Origin of the sequence: Streptomyces nanshensis (genome assembly GCF_001751255.1) — a bacterium.
GTDB classification, from domain to species: Bacteria; Actinomycetota; Actinomycetes; order Streptomycetales; family Streptomycetaceae; genus Streptomyces; species Streptomyces nanshensis_A.
This window is the reverse complement of the sequence record NZ_LJGW01000070.1, coordinates 1-18,002: the sequence shown is the minus strand read 5'-3', so window position 1 is coordinate 18,002 and position 18,002 is coordinate 1. Positions and strand designations below refer to the sequence as shown.

Genomic DNA, 18,002 nt, shown 5'->3' with positions numbered 1-18,002 from the left:
ACCGCGACACCACCGACGAAAAACCCACATCGACCGGACGGGACTCACCCGGCAGCGAACGCAACCGCTCAATCTGCCCGTCCAACCCGGCAGCCGACTTCGCCGACACCAACCACGGCACCACGTCCGGCACCACAGCGGACGGCTGCTCCACCCCATCAGCAGCAGAAGAAGCCGCCGACGCTTCAGCCGGCTCCTCCAGGATCACGTGGGCGTTGGTGCCGCTGATCCCGAACGACGACACCCCCGCACGCCGTGCACGGTCTACCTCCGGCCACGAAGTCCGCTCCCGCAGCAGCTCGACCGCACCGGCCTCCCAGTCGACATGCGACGACGGAGCGTCCACGTGCAGAGTGCGCGGCAACTCACCGTGCCGCAGCGCCTCCACCATCTTGATCACACCCGCGACACCCGCAGCCGCCTGCGTATGACCCAGATTCGACTTCACCGACCCCAGAAGCAGCGGCCGTTCGCGCTCCTGCCCGTACGTCGCCAACAACGCCTGCGCCTCAATCGGATCACCGAGGGTGGTGCCCGTCCCATGCGCCTCGACCGCATCCACATCACCCACGGAGAGCCCCGCACTCGCCAACGCCTGACGGATCACCCGCTGCTGCGACGGACCGTTCGGCGCCGTCAGACCGTTCGACGCACCATCCTGATTCACCGCCGAACCACACACCACCGCAAGGACGTTGTGACCGTTACGCCGGGCATCCGACAACCGCTCCAGCACCAGAACACCCACGCCCTCGGACCACGCCGTACCGTCCGCACCCTCCGCGAACGCCTTGCACCGCCCGTCCGCGGCAAGACCGCCCTGCTGCGTGAACTCCATGAACGCGCCTGGCGTGGCCATCAGTTGGACGCCTCCGGCCAGTGCGAGGGAGCACTCGCCTTCGCGGAGCGCCTGCGCCGCCAGATGCAGTGAGACCAGCGCCGACGAGCAGGCGGAGTCGACCGTCATGGCGGGGCCTTCGAGGCCGAGGGTGTAGGACAGGCGCCCCGAGATGACACTCGCTGACGTGCCTGTGCCGGAATAGCCCTCCATGCTCTGCTGGGAGGCGAGTACGAGGTGTCCGTAGTCCTGGCCGCTGGCGCCGACGAAGGCGCCGGTGCGCGAACCGCGCAGCGCGACCGGGTCGATACCCGCCCGCTCGATCGCCTCCCAACTCGTCTCCAGCAGCAGCCGCTGCTGCGGATCCATCGCCACCGCCTCACGAGGCGAGATCCCGAAGAAACCGGCGTCGAAATCGGCGACGCCCTCCAGGAAGCCGCCTTCCGCGGTGATGCTGTTGCCGGGTCCGTCGCCGAGCAGGCTCGCCAGGTCCCAGCCGCGGTCGGTGGGGAACTCCCCGATGGCGTCGCGCTCTTCGGTCAGCAGCCGCCACAGGTCCTCCGGGGAGGAGATGCCGCCGGGGAAGCGGCAGCTCATGCCGACGACGACCACGGGATCGTCCGCGTCGCGCCGGGCGGGCAGCGCCTCGGCGCTCTCCGTGTCGCTCTCGCCGGAGAGTTCTTCGAACAGATGCCCTGCGAGGAGCCTCGGTGTCGGGTAGTCGAAGACGAGGGTGGCGGGAAGGGTGAGGCCGGTGGCGGAGCCGAGCCGGTTGCGCAGCTCGACGGCGGTCAGGGAGTCGAATCCGAGCCCGCGGAACTCCCGTTCCGCGTCGACGGACTCGAAGCCGGCGTGGCCCAGTACCTTCGCGGCCTCGGCGCGGACGAGCTGCGTGAGGTGCTTTTCGCGTTCCGCGGGGCGCATCGCCCGCAGATCGCTGAGGACGCCTGGACGTGCTCCGGCTGCGGCCGTTCGGCGTCCGGAGCGCAGCAGGGACCGGAGGATCGGCGGTACGAAGCCGGCAGAAGCGCCGGTCATGGTGCCGGTGCGGATGCGGGCGGGCACCACAAGGGGCTCGTCCACGCCGGTGGCGGCGTCGAAGAGGGCGAGCCCTTGTTCCACGGACAGCGGTGGCATGTTGGAGCGTTCGAGGCGTTCGACTGCGGCCTCGTCGAGGGTGCTGGTCATGCCCGACGCCTCCGGCGACCACGCACCCCACGCCAACGACACCGCGGGCAGCCCCGCAGCACGCCGCAACGACGCCAACCCGTCCAAGAACGCGTTCGCCGCCGCATAACCCCCCTGACCCGCGGCCCCCACCACACCCGAAACAGACGAGAACACCACGAACGCCGACAGACCACAGCCCCGCGTCAACTCATGCAGATTCCACGCACCGTCCACCTTCGGACGCAGCACACCCCCCACACGCTCCGCCGTCAACGAACCCACCACACCGTCATCCAGCACACCCGCCGCATGCACCACGGCGCACAGCGGATGTTCACGTGGTACGTCTGCGAGTACGCCGGAGAGGGCTTCGCGGTCGGCCACGTCGCACGCGGCGACGGAGACGTCGGCGGCGCCCAACGAGCGCAGTTCGTCGCGCAGTTCCGCGGCACCCGGGGCGGCAGAGCCGGTTCGGGACGTCAGAAGCAGCCTCCGCACCCCGCACGACTGCACCAGGTGACGGGCGACGAGCGCGCCGAGCCCGCCGGTGCCTCCGGTCACCAGGACCGTGCCGTCCTCGTCGAGCGGCGGAGGTGTCGTGAGGACGATCTTCCCGACATGGCGGGCGCGGCTCATGTACTGGAAGGCTTCGCGCGCGCGGCGCACGTCCCAGGCGGTGACGGGGAGCACCCTCAGCGCCCCCTCGTCGAAGAGGCCGAGGATGTGGCCGAGCATCCGCTGGACGTGGTCGGGGTCGACCGTGCCGAGGTCGAAAGCGCGGTAGTGCACGTGCGGCAGGTCGCCGGGGTCGCGCAGATCGGTCTTGCCCATCTCCAGGAAGCGTCCGCCGGGGCGGAGCAGGCGCAGGGAGGCGTCGACGAACTCGCCGGCGAGGGCGTTGAGTACGACGTCGATGCCTTCTTCGCTGGCGACGTCGCGGAAGATCTCTTCGAAGTCGGTGGTGCGGGAGGAGGCGATGTGATCGTCGGGGACGCCGAGGTCTCGCACGGTCTGCCGTTTGCCGTCGCCGGCGGTGGCGAAGACCTCCGCGCCGAGGTGGCGGGCGAGCTGGACGGCGGCCATGCCGACGCCGCCGCTCGCGGCGTGGACGAGGACTTTCTCGCCCGCGCGCACCCCGGCGAGGTCCTGAAGCGCGTAGTAGGCGGTGAGGAAGACCAGCGGTACGGACGCCGCTTCCTCCCAGGACCAGTCGCGGGGCATGCGTACGAGGTAGCGCTCGTCGACGACGCCCACGGGGCCCATTCCGCCGAAGAGCATGCCGGTGACGCGGTCGCCCGGGTGAAGTCCCCGCACGTCGGGGCCTGTTGCGGTGACGACACCCGCGGCTTCCGCGCCGAACAGTCCGGCCTCGCCCGGGTACATGCCCAACGCGTTCAGCACGTCGCGGAAGTTGAGCCCGGCGGCGCGCACGGCGACCCGGACCTGCCTGCCGGTGAGGGGTTCGAGGACCTCGGGGCAGGGGGTCAGCGTCAGGTCGTCGAGGCTGTCCTTCCCGGTGGTGCTCAGCCGCCAGGGGACGCCGGACGGCGGTACGAGGGAGGGGCCACCGGCGAGTCGGGTGAGGCGCGCCGCGTACACGGAGCCGTGGCGCACGGCCAGTTGCTGCTCTTCGGTGGTGAGCAGGGCAGGTGTGACCTCCGCGTCGGTGTCGAGGTCGACCAGCAGGAAACGGCCGGGGTTCTCAGCCTGCGCGCTGCGTACGAGGCCCCAGACGGCCGCGGCGGACAGGTCGGTCACGGGCTCGCCGTCGGTGGCGACGGCACCGCGAGTGGCGAACACCAGGCGGGTGCGGGCGAGTCGGGGCTCTTCGAGGGCTTCCTGGAGGAGCAGCAGCACGCGGCGGGTCTCGGCGTGCACGGCGTCGGGCCCCTCCTCGTCGCTGCCGACCGGTACGACTGCGACTCCGGGCGGTTCGATGCCGTCGTCTGCGAGCACGGTGACGGCGTCCGCGGCGAGTACGGCCGGGGACGGGCCGTCGGGGACGGTCTCGTCACCGGTCTGCACAGGCGTCCAGGAGACGCGGAAGAGCGAGTCGTCCGCGGTCTCGGCGGCGGGTGCGGCCTGCGCCGGCGACGGCTCGCGCACGGCCAGGGACTCCACCGAGATCACCGGCCGTCCCTCGACGTCCGTGCCGGTCACGCTGACGGTTCCGGCGCCGGTCCGGCGCAGCCGTGCGCGCAGGACGGACGCTCCGGCGGCGTGGAGGGAGACACCACTCCATTCGAAGGGCAGCCCCTGCCCCGCGTCTTCGAGGAGTCCGATGGCGTGCAGCGCGGAGTCGAGCAGCGCGGGGTGCAGCCCGAACTCGGCGGCGTCGTCGGCCTCTTCGGGCAGCGCGGCCTCGACGAAGACGTCGTCTCCGCGGCGCCACGCACCGTGCAGCCCCTGGAAGAGGGGACCGTAGGCGAGTCCGCCGTCCTCGGCCAGGCGGTCGTAGAAGCCGTCCAGTTCGATCTGCTCGGCGCCTTCCGGGGGCCACTGCCCGGCGGCCTCGCCGGCCGTCGGTTCGTCCGCGCGGAGGGTGCCCTCGACGTGTGGCGTCCACTCCCCCTCCGGTGCGTTCGCCGACCGGGAGTGGATGCCGACCGGCCGGCGGTCCTGCTCGTCGGGGGCGCCGACCCTCACCTGGATGTCGACGGCCTCACGTTCGCCGAGGACGAGCGGCGCGGTCAAGGTCAGATTCTCCACCCGGCCGCATCCCGTGAAGTCTCCCGCGCGGACGGCCAGTTCGAGGAAGCCGGTGCCGGGGAAGAGCACGGTGCCGCCGACGACGTGGTCCGCGAGCCAAGGGTGCGTCGAGAGGGACAGCCGTCCGGTGAGCATGGCCTCGTGGGAGCCCGCGACCTTCAACGCGGCGCCCAGCAGGGGGTGTTCGGCCGGGGACAGGCCCAGTCCCGGCACGTCGCCGCTGCGGCCCTTGCCGCGCACGGCGGGCCAGTACCGCTCGTGGTCGAAGGCGTAGGTGGGCAGGCCGGTACGGCGGGCGCCGGTGCCGTCGAACCACCCCTGCCACTGCACGCGGTGACCGGTGACGTGGAGCCCTGCCAGGGCCTGTGCCAGGGCGGTCTCCTCCGGCCGGTCCGCGCGCTGGGCGGCGAGGGAGGTCGCGGCGTCCGACAGGGACTCCGCGGCCATGGCGGCGAGCACGCCGTCCGGGCCCAACTCCAGGCAGACGTCCGTGCCTTCGGCCTCCAGGGTGCGGATGCCGTCGGCGAAGCGGACGGCATCGCGTACGTGCCGCACCCAGTACCCGGGCGAAGACAGTTCGTCGCTCGTCGCGAGGCGTCCCGTGAGGTTCGAGACCACGGGAATGCCGGGGGCCTCGAAGGTCAGGTCCTGGATCGCGGTGCGGAAGTCCTCCAGCATGGGGTCCATCAGCGGCGAGTGGAACGCGTGCGAGACGCGCAGCCACGTCGCCTTCCCGAACCGCTCCGCCACGCGGGCAACGGCTGTGCGCTCTCCCGAAATCACCACGGAGGCCGGTCCGTTGACCGCCGCCAGCGAGACGCCCTCCGTCAGCAGGGGGGCGACCTCTTCCTCCGGGGCCCGCAGCGCCACCATGGCGCCGCCCTGGGGCAGGGCCTCCATCAACCGCGCCCGCGCCGACACCAGTTGACAGGCGTCTTCGAGGGAGAAGACTCCGGCCACATGCGCCGCCGCGATCTCACCGATCGAGTGCCCGGCCAGATAGTCGGGTTCGATGCCCCATGAGGAGGCGAGGCGGAACAGCGCGACCTCTATCGCGAACAGAGCAGGCTGCGCCCACCCCGTACGGTTCAGCAGCCCCTCATCCCCACCCCACATGACCTCCCGCACCTGGGGGTCCAGATGCGCCAGCACCGCATCGAAAGCCTCGGCGAAGACGGGGAAACGCTCGTACAACTCCCGGCCCATCCCCAGGCGTTGAGACCCCTGGCCCGAGAAGACCACCGCCAGACCACCCGGATCCGCAGAAGCCACACCCCGCGCAGCCTCGACGACACCCTCGTCCGAGGCCAGCAGCACCGCACGATGCTCGAACACCGACCGCGACACCACCGACGAGAAACCGACATCCAGCGCAGGCCCCGCGGCAGCACACTCCCCCAGCCGCTCGACCTGCCCGTCCAGAGCCCCCGCCGACTTCGTTGAAGCCAACACGGGGACGACATGCGGGACTTGAGCATCGGCTGCGCCCTCGTCGTCTGTCGTCGCACCGGACTCCGCCGAAGCACCTTCCAGGATCACGTGGGCGTTGGTGCCGCTGATCCCGAACGACGACACCCCCGCACGCCGCGCACGGTCCACCTCCGGCCACGAGGTCCGCTCGGTCAACAGCTCGACCGCACCCGCATCCCAGTCCACATGCGACGACGGAGCGTCCACATGAAGCGTGCGCGGCAACTCACCGTGCCGCAGCGCCTCCACCATCTTGATCACACCCGCGACACCCGCAGCAGCCTGCGTATGACCCAGATTCGACTTCACCGAGCCGAGCAGCAGCGGCCGTTCGCGCTCCTGCCCGTACGTCGCCAACAGGGCCTGCGCCTCGATCGGATCACCCAACGTCGTCCCGGTGCCGTGCGCCTCCACCGCATCCACATCCGAGACCGACAGACCCGCACTCGCCAACGCCTGCCGGATCACCCGCTGCTGCGACGGACCGTTCGGCGCCGTCAAACCGTTCGACGCACCGTCCTGATTCACCGCCGAACCACACACCACCGCAAGGACGTTGTGACCGTTGCGCCGGGCGTCCGACAACCGCTCCAGCACCAGCACGCCCACGCCCTCGGACCACGCCGTACCGTCCGCACCCTCCGCGAACGCCTTGCACCGGCCGTCCGCGGCAAGACCGCCCTGCCGGGAGAAGCCGGAGAAGCTGGTGGGGGTGGACATGACGGTGACGCCGCCCGCCAGGGCGAGGGAGCATTCGCCCTGGCGGAGCGCCTGCGCCGCCCAGTGGAGGGCGACGAGTGCGGACGAGCAGGCGGTGTCGACGGTGGCGGCGGGGCCTTCGAGGCCGAGGGTGTAGGACAGGCGCCCCGAGATGACGCTCGCGGCGAGTCCTGTGCCGGCGTGGCCCTCCAGATCGTCACGGGCCGCCATGACGACGTGCTGGTAGTCCTGCCCGTTGGTGCCGACGAAGGCGCCGGTGCGCGAACCGCGCAGCGCGACCGGGTCGATACCCGCCCGCTCGATCGCCTCCCAGCTCGTCTCCAGCAGCAGACGCTGCTGCGGATCCATTGCCACCGCCTCACGCGGCGAGATCCCGAAGAAACCGGCGTCGAAATCGGCGACGCCCTCCAGGAAGCCGCCGCGCACCGTGGTGCTGTCGAGCTGACCGGTGTCCCAGCCTCGGTCGGTGGGGAACTCCCCGATGGCGTCGCGCTCTTCGGTCAGCAGCCGCCACAGATCCTCCGGGGAGGAGATGCCGCCGGGGAAGCGGCAGGCGGTGGCCACGACGGCGATGGCGTCGTTCTCGGTCCATGCCGGCGCGACGTCCGAGTCCTCGGGCGCGGGGCCGGCCGTCTCGCCGACGAGCCGGTCGAGCAGGTGCCCGGCCAGGGACGTCGGGGTCGGGTAGTCGAAGACGAGGCCGGCCGGCAGGGCGAGGCCGGTCACGGCAGCGAGCTGGTTACGCAGCTCCATCGCGGTGAGGGAGTCGAAGCCCAGGTCGCGGAAGGCCTTGTCGGGACTGACGGCCTCCTTCCCGGCGTGGCCGAGCACTGCCGCGGCCTGCGTGCGTACCAGGTCCAGTACGGGATCGAAGCGGGCGTCCTCCGGGAGGGAGCGCAGCGTCCGGTGGAAGTCGGACGCTGCGGACTCCGCCTCCCTGCGGGCGGTCTCCACCTCGTCGATGACGCGTCGGGCCTCGGGCAGTGCCGACAGCAGAGGAGCCGGGCGCAGGCTGAGCAGAGCGTTGAGCAGCGCGGGCTGGCGCAAGTCGGCGGCGACGGCGGTGGCCGGGGTGTCGGCGGTGAGCTGCCACAGGGCGGAGACGGCGAGTTCGGGGTCGAGCGCGGAGGCGCCGCTGCGCCGCATGGCGTCGCCGGCCCGGGAGTCGCCGGCCATGCCGTCGCCCGACCAGGCGCCCCAGGCGATGGATGTGGCGGGAAGACCCTGCGCGCGGCGGGTGTGGGCCACGGCGTCCAGGACGGCGTTGGCCGCCGCGTAGTTGGCCTGCCCCGGGTTGCCGACGGAGCCGGCCACCGAGGAGAAGAGCACGAAGGCGGACAGGTCCTTCTTGCGGGTCAGCTCGTCGAGGAGCATGGCGGAGACGACCTTGCTCTGGAAGACCTCGGTGAACTGCTCCGGCGAGAGACCTTCGAGCACGCCGTCGTCGAGGACGCCGGCGGTGTGCACGACACCGGTCACGGGCTGGTCCTCGGGGACGGCGGTGAGGACGGCGGTGAGGCTGTCACGGTCGGATACGTCGCAGGCCTGGATGCTGACGTCGGTGCCGAACCGGGCGAGTTCTTCGCGGAGTTCGCCGGCGCCCGGTGCGTCGGGGCCGCGCCTGCTCAGCAGGAGCAGCCGCTCGGCTCCGTTGCGCGCCAGGTCGCGGGCGACATGAGCGCCGAGGGCTCCGGTGCCTCCGGTGATCAGCACGGTCCCGGTCAGGGGGCGTTCGTCGGAGGCGGCGCCGCGTGCCGCGGGCGTCAGGCGCCGCCCGAAGAGGCCGGAGGCGCGTACGGCGATCTGGTCCTCTCCGGAGTCGGAGGTCAGTGCGGACGTCAGCCGCTTGGTGACGCGGTGGTCCAGCGCCTGGGGCAGGTCGACCAGGCCGCCCCAGCGTTCGGGGTGTTCGAGTGCGGCGACCCGGCCCAGGCCCCACACGCCGGCCTGCCAGGGGCTCTCCACCCGGTCGTTGCGTCCGGTGGAGACGGCTCCCCTGGTCACGGCCCACAGCGGGGCGTCGATACCGGCGTCTCCGAGGGCCTGTACGAGAGCGAGCGTCCAGGCGAGTCCCGCGGGTGCGGGCGCCGCCAGCGGGTCGGGGGCCTCGACGAGGCCCAGCAGGGACAGTACGCCGGTGAAACCGGTGCCGGAGAGGGCGTCGAGCTGGCCGCTCATGCGGTCGCGGTCGCCCATGACCTCGATCTGCTCGACGTCCGGGCCGAGGGCGGAGACCACTTCGGTGACCCACTCGTCGTCGGAGAGGCCGACGGGCATCACGACGAGCCACCGCCCCGGAGCGGCGGGCGTGACGCGTCCGGTCAGGGGCTCCCACGTCTCGCGGTAGAGCAGGGAGTCGAGGACGGCCTGTGTGCGGCGGCGGCCGCGATAGGCGGAGAGGACCGGTGCGACGGTGGAGACCGTCTCGTCGTCCAACTCCAGTGTGGCGGCGAGGGATTCGAGGTCTTCTCGTTCGACGGCCTGCCAGAAGGCGGCGTCCACCGGGTCCTGCTGGGGAGCCTGGGATGTGCGCGTCTCGGGCCAGTACCGCTGGTGCTGGAAGGGGTAGGTGGGCAGGTCCGTCATGCGGGCGCCGGTGCCCTCGAACGCCGGTGTCCAGTCGACGGTCACACCTGAGGTGTGCAGCCGCGCCAGAGCCGTGAGCAGTGCGCTCTCCTCCCCGCGGTCCTTTCGCGATGCCGGGACGACGGGGGTGTGCTCGGGCAGCGACTCACATGCCGGGGTGCACAGCACGCTGTCCGGGCCGAGTTCGAGGAGGGCGTCGGCGCCCTGTTCGTGGAGTGCGGTGACGCCGTCCGCGAAGCGCACCGTGCCGCGCATGTGCCGTACCCAGTAGTCGGGGTCGGCGAGCAGGGCGTCGGCGGCGATGCGGCCCGTGAGGTTGGAGACGACCGGCAGCGAGGCGGGCCGGAAGGTCAACTCGGCGACGACGGCCCGGAATTCCTCGAGCACGGGGTCCATCAGCGGCGAGTGGAAAGCGTGCGAGACCTGGAGCCGGGACGTCCTTCGTCCTTCGGACCGCAGGCGGGCGCAGACGTGCTCGACGGCCGCCTCCGTCCCGGAGACGACGACGGACGTGGGTGCGTTGACGGCGGCGATCGCCGCCTCGCTCTCCAGGCCCTCCAGCAGGGGCGCGATCTCCGCCTCGCTCGCCTGCACCGCGGCCATGGCGCCGCCGGGCCGCAGCGCGCTCATCAACCGGGCACGTGCCGAGACCAGCGTGCACGCGTCCGCCAGGGACAGTCCGCCGGCCACGTGCAGGGCGGTGATCTCGCCGACGGAGTGACCGCCGACGAACTGGGGCCGGACGCCGAAGGATTCGGCCAGCCGGAACTGGGCGACGCCGGTCGCGAAGAGGGCGGGCTGCGCCGTGCCGGTGTCGTTCAGCGCCGCGGCGTCCTCACCCCACATCACCTCCCGCACGGCCGGGTCGAGGTGGCGGAGCACTTCGTCGAGGGCCTGCGCGTAGACCGGGAAGCGTCCGTACAACTCCCGTCCCATGCCGAGGCGTTGAGCGCCCTGGCCGGAGAAGAGCACGGCGAGGGAGCGTTCGGCCGCCGCTCCGCGGGCGGCCTCGACGACGCCGTCGTCGCCGGTGAGCAGCACCGCCCGGTGGTCGAAGACGGCGCGGGAGGTGACGAGGGAGTGGCCGACGTCCACGGGTGAGGGCGCGTCCTCGGCGAGGGCGCGGAGCCGTGCCACCTGCTCGTCGAGTGCTTCGGCCGACTTGGCGGAGACGGGCCAGGGCACCACGGAGGGCCGCAGGGAACGGGTCTCCTCCCCTTCGGCCTCGGGGTCCGGTTCCGGCGGCTGTTCGATGATGACGTGGGCGTTGGTTCCGCTGAGGCCGAAGGAGGAGACGCCTGCTCGGCGGGGCCGCCCCGTCTCGGGCCAGGGCGCGCGCTCCGCGAGCAGTTCGACGGTGCCCGGGGACCAGTCCACATGTGAGGAGGGGGCGGTCACGTGGAGGGTTTTGGGGAGTTCGGGATGTGCGAGGGCGAGAACGGTCTTGATGACGCCCGCGACCCCGGCGGCCGCCTGGGTGTGGCCCAGGTTCGACTTCACGGTGCCGACGAGCAGTGGCCGCCGGGAGTCCCGGTCCTTGCCGTAGGTGGCCAGCAGCGCCTGGGCCTCGATGGGGTCGCCGAGGGTGGTGCCGGTGCCGTGCGCTTCGACGGCGTCGACGTCGGACGGTTCGAGTCCGGCGTCGGCGAGCGCCTGCCGTATGACGCGCTGCTGGGAGGGGCCATTGGGCGCGGTGAGCCCGTTGGAGGCGCCGTCCTGGTTGACGGCGGACCCGCGCACCACGCCCAGGATGCGGCGCTTGTTGCGGCGGGCGTCGGAGAGGCGTTCGACCACGAGCACGCCGACGCCTTCGGACCAGCCGGTCCCGTCGGCGTCGTCGGAGAAGGCGCGGCAGCGCCCGTCGGGCGACAGGCCGCCCTGTGCGTTGAACCCGGCGAAGTTCATCGGCGTGGACATCACGGTGACGCCGCCGACGAGCGCGAGGGAGCACTCCCCGCGGTTGAGGGCCTGCCCCGCCAGGTGCAGGGCGACCAGGGACGAGGAGCAGGCGGTGTCGACGGTGAGTGCGGGCCCCTCGAAGCCGAAGGTGTAGGAGAGGCGTCCGGAGATGACGGCCGCGGCGAGACCGGTGCTGGCGTGGCCCTCGATGTCGCCGCCTGCGCGCAGCACCAGATGCGTGTAGTCCTGCCCGTTGGTGCCGACGAACACGCCGGTGCGGGAGCCGCGCAGCCGGTCGGCGCTCAGGCCCGCGCGTTCGACGGCCTCCCAGGAGACCTCCAGCAGGTGACGCTGCTGCGGGTCCATCGCAAGGGCCTCGCGCGGCGAGATGCCGAAGAAACCCGGGTCGAACTGGGCGGCCCCGCGCAGGAATCCGCCTTCGGCGGTGCCGTCGCCCGCCAGAGCGCTCTCCTCCCAGCCGCGGTCGGTGGGGAAGGGCGAGATGGCGTCGCCGCCGTCGTCGAGGAGGCGCCACAGGTCCTCGGGCGAGGTGACGCCGCCGGGGAAGCGGCAGCTCATGCCGACGATGGCCAGTGGCTCTTCCGTACCGGGGGTGTGTGTCTCGGGGGTGTGCGCCTCGTCGCCGGTGCCGAGGAGTTCGGTGAGGAGGTGGGCGGCCAGGACGCTCGGCGTGGGGTAGTCGAAGACGAGTGTCGCCGGAAGGCTGAGCCCGGTGGCCTTCTCCAGCCGGTTGCGCAGCTCGATCGCCGTCAGAGAGTCGAAGCCGAGCCCGCGGAACTCCCGTTCGGCGCCGACCGGTTCGGTCGAGTCGTGGCCGAGGACGCGGGCGGCCTCACGGCGTACCACGTCGAGGAGGTGGCGCTGCCTCTCGCCCTCGGACAGTTCGGCGAGCCGGGCGGCGGCTTGGGTGGGAGTCGCTCCACGGCCGCTCGCGGCGCGGCGGCGCCCGGTGCGTACGAGGTCGCGCAGGATGGCGGGAACGTCCTCGGGAGCGGCGGCGCCGGGCGCTCCGGCACCGGGTGCGAGCGGCACGAGGAGGGGTTCGGCGGGGTGTGAGGTGGCGGCGTCGAAGAGCGAGAGGCCCTGCTCGGCGGTGAGCAGCGGGGCGCCGGCCGCCGTGACACGGCGCAGTCCGCCCTCGTCGAGGGTGCTGGTCATGCCCGACGCCTCCGGCGACCACGCACCCCACGCCAACGACACCGCGGGCAGCCCCGCAGCACGCCGCAACGACGCCAACCCGTCCAAGAACGCGTTCGCCGCCGCATAACCCCCCTGACCCGCGGCCCCCACCACACCCGAAACAGACGAGAACACCACGAACGCCGACAGACCACAGCCCCGCGTCAACTCATGCAGATTCCACGCACCGTCCACCTTCGGACGCAGCACACCCCCCACACGCTCCACCGTCAACGAACCCACCACACCGTCATCCAGCACACCCGCCGCATGCACCACGGCGCCGACGCTGTGTTCCGCGAGGAGGGCCGCGAGGGCTTCGCGGTCGGCCACGTCGCACGCGGCGATCTCGGCACGGGCTCCCGACCGGGCGAGTTCCGCGGTCAGTTCGGCGGTGCCTTCGGCGTCCCGGCCGCGGCGGGAGACCAGCAGCAGGTCCTGAACGCCGTGCCGCGACGCCAGATGGCGGGCGACGAGCGCGCCGAGCCCGCCGGTGCCGCCGGTCACCAGCACGGTGCCGGCTTCGCTCCACGGCACGGAGCCCACGCCGTCCGCGGCGGGTGCCGGGCCGGTGCCTTCCGCACCGGATGCGGGTGCGGGTGCGGGGTCGAGGCGGGCGAGGCGTATCCGCCCCTCGCGTACGACGGCCTGGGTCTCCCCCTCGTCCAGCAGGGCGGGGAGGCGGGTCAGTGCGGCGGTGGACTCGGGGGTCTCGTCGATGTCGGCGAGGAGAAAGCGTCCGGGATTCTCCGACTGGGCGGAACGCACCAGTCCCCATACCGCGGCGGCGGCCGGGTCGGTGACGGCCTCTCCGTCGTCGGCGGCGGCGCCGCGAGTGACGATCAGCAGCCGGGAGTAGGCGTAGCGGGGGTCGGTGAGCCATTCCTGAAGCAGTTCGAGGGTGCGGCCGGTGAGGGCGTGTGCGCACGCGGCGGCGTCTGCTGTGCCGTCCGCGGTGCCGCCGGTGACGGGTGCGACGGCGACCCGAGGTGCCGGACCCGCGGTGTCGGCGGGCGGCAGGCCGAGGCTGAGGGCGTCGTCGCCGATCAGCCTCAACACCTCGGTGTCGCCCGCCTCTTCGGGACTCGCGGCGTCGGCTCCCCCCGCTGCGGCGGTGGAGGCACGGGCTGCCGCGGGCCCGGCGGGGTGGTCGGTCCAGCGGACCCGGAAGAGGGAGTCGGAGCCGCCGGCGGTCTCCGTGTGCGAGGGGACGGTCAGCGGCCGCAGCGTGACGGTGCGGGCGCACAGCACGGGGGTGCCCTCGACGTCCGAGGCGTCGAGGCGGACGGACTCCTCCTCCGCGCGCAGCCGTACGCGCAGCACGGAGGCGCCGGAGGCCTCGAGACGCACCTCTTCCCATGCCGCCGGCGTCAGGGGCGCGGCCGGCGGCGTCCCGGCCCCGGGGAGGAGCCGCGCGGCGTGCAGCGCGGAGTCCAGCAGCGCCGGGTGGACGCCGAACGCGGCGCCGTCCTCGACGTCTTCGGGCAGCGCCACTTCGGCGAAGAGTTCCCGGCCGCGCGACCATGCGGCCCGTACGCCCCGGAAGACGGGCCCGCGGACGAGGCCGCCGAAGTCGTCGTCGAGGGAGCCGAGTTCGACGACGGTGGCGCCGCGGGGCGGCCACACGTCCGTCTCGAAGCTCTCATCCGCGGGCTCTTCCGGCCGGTCCGCGGCGGCGAGGCGGCCGGCGGCGTGCAGGGTCCATCCGGCCTCCGGCGCTCCGGCGCGGCGGGAGAAGACTCGCACGTCCCGCGAGGCGTCGTCGTCCGGTTCGCCCACGCGTACCTGGGTCTCGACGGCACCGGTCTCCGGCAGTGCCAGCGGTTCGGTGACGGTGAGTTCCCCGACGCGCTCGCAGCCGATGCCGTCGGCGGCGCGCAGCACCAGTTCCACGAAACCGGCGTCGGGGAAGCGCGCGGTGCCGCCGGCCCGCAGCTCCGCGAGCCACGGGTGGGTGGCCAGGGACAGCCTGCCGGTGAGGATGAGTTCGGCGGAGCCGGCGACGGGCGTGGTGGACGCCAGCAGCGGGTGGCCGTCGCCGCCCGGCACGGGAGCGGCGCCGACGGTGCCGGAGGGCCAGAAACGCCGGTGCTGGAAGGCGTAGGTGGGCACGTCGGTGCTGCGGGCGCCGGTCCCCTCGAAGGCGGGTGTCCAGTCCACGGGGACTCCGCCGGCGTGCAGCCGCGCCAGGGCGGTCAGCAGCGCGGTCTCCTCGCCGCGGTCCTTGTGGAGCAGCGGCACGGCGGCCGCCCGGGGCAGTGTGCTCGCGGCCATCGCCGACAGGGCGCCGTCCGGGCCGAGTTCGACGACGGCGTCCACGCCCTCGCGTTCCAGGGTGTTCAGTACGTCGCCGAAGCGGACGGCATCGCGCACGTGGCGTACCCAGTACTCGGGCGTGCACAGTTCGCCGCCGTCGGCGAGGTCACCGGTGAGGTCGCAGACCACTTGCAGGGAGGGCTCGCGGTACGACAGTCCTTCGGCCGCGGCGCGGAAGTCCGCGAGCATCGGCTCCATCAGCGGCGAGTGGAAGGCGTGCGAGACGCTCAGCCGGCTGGTGCGGCGGCCGAGGCCGTCGAAGTGGACGCGGATCTCCTCGACGTCCTCCGCACGGCCGGAGACGACCACCGACTCGGGTCCGTTGACGGCGGCGAGGGACACCGGCCCCGTCAGCAGCGGCGTCACTTCGGCCTCGGTGGCCTGGAGGGCGGTCATGGCGCCGCCGTCGGGCAGCGCCTCCATCAACCGCGCACGCGCCGACACCAGTTGACAGGCATCCTCGAGGGAGAAGACCCCGGCCACATGAGCCGCCGCGACCTCCCCCACCGAATGCCCCGCGACGAAGTCCGCACGCACCCCCCACGACTCCACCAACCGGAACAGCGCCACCTCCAACGCGAACAACGCAGGCTGAGCCCAACCCGTACGCCCCAACCGCCCCGGCTCACCACCCCACATCACCTCACGCACACCCGGATCCAGATGCCCCAGCACCCCGTCCAACGCCTCCGCGAAAACGGGAAAACACCCGTACAACTCCCGCCCCATCCCCAGACGCTGACTCCCCTGCCCCGAGAAGACGAACGCGGTCCTCGCCCGCGACTCGGCGCTGCCCGCGTACGCACCGGGTGCGGTGCCCCCGGAGAGCCAGTCGGTGAGGGTGTCGCGCGGCGCCGTGTCCGCCGGTGCGACGAGGGCGAGCCGGTGCTCGAAGCGGGTGCGCTCGGTGGCCAGCGACAGCGCCACGTCAGCCGGCCGTTGCCCGGGGTGGTCCGTCAGCCAGCCGGCCAGGGCCGCGGCCTGGTCGCGCAGTGCCGCCTCGCTCCTGGCGGAGAGCACCCAGGGCAGGACGGCGGGATGCCGCGCGGACTCGTGTGCGGCTGCCTCGTCGCGGTGTGCGTCTCCGGTCCCGGCTGCGGGCACGGCCTCGTCCGGCTGTTCGTGCTCGGGGGCCTGTTCGACGATGACGTGGGCGTTGGTGCCGCTGACGCCGAAGGAGGAGACGGCGGCACGTCGCGGGTGTGCCGCGGCGGGCCAGCCGGTCTGTTCGGTGAGCAGCTCCAGGGCGCCGGAGGACCAGTCGACGTGTGAGCTGGGTGCGTCGACGTGCAGGGTGCGGGGCAGTTCGCCGTGACGCATCGCCATGACCATCTTGATGACCCCGGCGACGCCGGCGGCGGCCTGGGTGTGCCCGATGTTGGACTTGACCGACCCGAGGTAGAGCGGGTGCTGCCGGTCCTGCCCGTAGGTGGCGAGGAGGCTGTGCGCCTCGATCGGGTCGCCCAGCGGGGTGCCGGTGCCGTGTGCCTCCACGGCGTCGACCTCGGACACGTCGAGGCCCGCCCGTTCCAGTGCCTGCCGGATGACGCGCTGCTGTGCGCGGCCGTTGGGCGCGGTGAAGCCGTTCGAGGCGCCGTCGGAGTTGACGGCGCTGCCCCGCAGCACCGCGAGCACCCGGCGTCCGTTGCGGCGGGCGTCGGAGAGCTTCTCCAGCAGCAGCACGCCTACGCCCTCGGACCATCCGGTGCCGTCGGCGGCGTCCGCGAACGCCTTGCAGCGGCCGTCGCGGGCGAGTCCGCCCTGGCGGCTGAACTCCACCAGCGAGCCGGGGGTGGCCATGACGTTGACGCCGCCGGCGAGTGCAAGTGAGCATTCTCCGCTGCGCAGCGCCTGAGCGGCCAGATGCATTGCCACGAGCGACGACGAGCAGGCCGTGTCGACGGTGACGGACGGCCCTTCGAGGCCCAACTCGTAGGCGATGCGGCCCGATTCGGCGCTGGCGGCGATGCCGGTGCCGATGTCGCCGGTGGCGTCGGAGACGGACCGGATCAGCAGGTGGGCGTAGTCCTGCCCGTTGGTGCCGACGAACACGCCGGTGCGGGAGCCGCGCAGCGCCGAGGCGTCGATGCCTGCCCGTTCCACGACCTCCCAGGACGACTCCAGCAGCAGCCGCTGCTGCGGGTCCATGGTCAGCGCCTCACGCGGGGAGATGCCGAAGAGGCCCGGGTCGAAGTCGGCGACTCCGCGCAGGAATCCGCCGCGGAGGCTGAGGCTGGTGCCGCGTTCGTCGACTCCGCTGCCGTAGAGGGCCTCGACGTCCCAGCCCCGGTCGGTGGGCAGTTCGGTGATGCCGTCGGAGCCGGAGGCCACCAGCTCCCACAGGTCTTCCGGACAGAGCACGTCGCCGGGGTAGCGGCAGGCCATGCCGACGATGGCGACCGGTTCGGTGGCGGCGGAGACCAGCCGCCGGTTCTGCGACCGCAGCCGCTCGGTCTCCTTCAGCGCGGCGCGGAGCGCCTCGACGACCTTTTCGCTGGGGGTGTTCATCGCTCTGCTCCGTCATTCCTGCGACGTGTGGGGACCCTCGAGTGCGGCTTGCACCAGGTCGTCCACGGCCATCGAATCGATCGAGCTGCTGCCGTCCTCCGGCGCGGGTGCACCGGATGTGCCGTTGCCGTCGGCGAGTTGGAGCAGTGGCTCCAGTACGCCGATCTCCCGGAGCTGCGTGAGCGGCACGGCCGCCAGCAGTTCGCGGATGCGGGCCTCCTCCCCGCCGTCGCCGCTTTCGTCTTCGGGGGCGAGCTGTCCGAGGACGTGCGTGGCGAGGTCGTCCGGTGTGGGGTGGTCGTAGACGAGGGTCGAGGCAAGGCTCAGGCCGGTGGCGGCTCCCAGCCGGTTACGCAGTTCGACCACGGCGAGTGAGTCGAACCCGAGGTCCCGGAAGGGGCGTTCGCCGCGCACCGCGTCGAGGTCCTGCTGTCCGAGCACCCCGGCGGCCAGCGTGCGGACCACCTCCAGCACGGCGTCGTGCCGCCGCTCGGGCGGCAGCTTCAGCACGCGTTCGCGCAGCGCGGCGTCGGCCTCCGCACCGGCGGGGGCCTGCGCGGTCCCGGGCCCGCCGGGCAGGTCCACT

Annotated in this window: 2 protein-coding genes; both read right to left on the bottom strand. The window is 72.7% G+C overall.

Annotated features, from left to right (window positions below; genetic code table 11):
• Positions 1 to 17,416: type I polyketide synthase (locus tag AN218_RS03560; RefSeq protein WP_070015155.1), on the bottom strand; the 17,416-nt coding region annotated here is incomplete at its 3' end.
• A 12-nt stretch (positions 17,417 to 17,428) separates the two neighbouring features.
• Positions 17,429 to 18,002: acyl carrier protein (locus AN218_RS03555; protein WP_171908586.1), on the bottom strand; the 574-nt coding region annotated here is incomplete at its 5' end.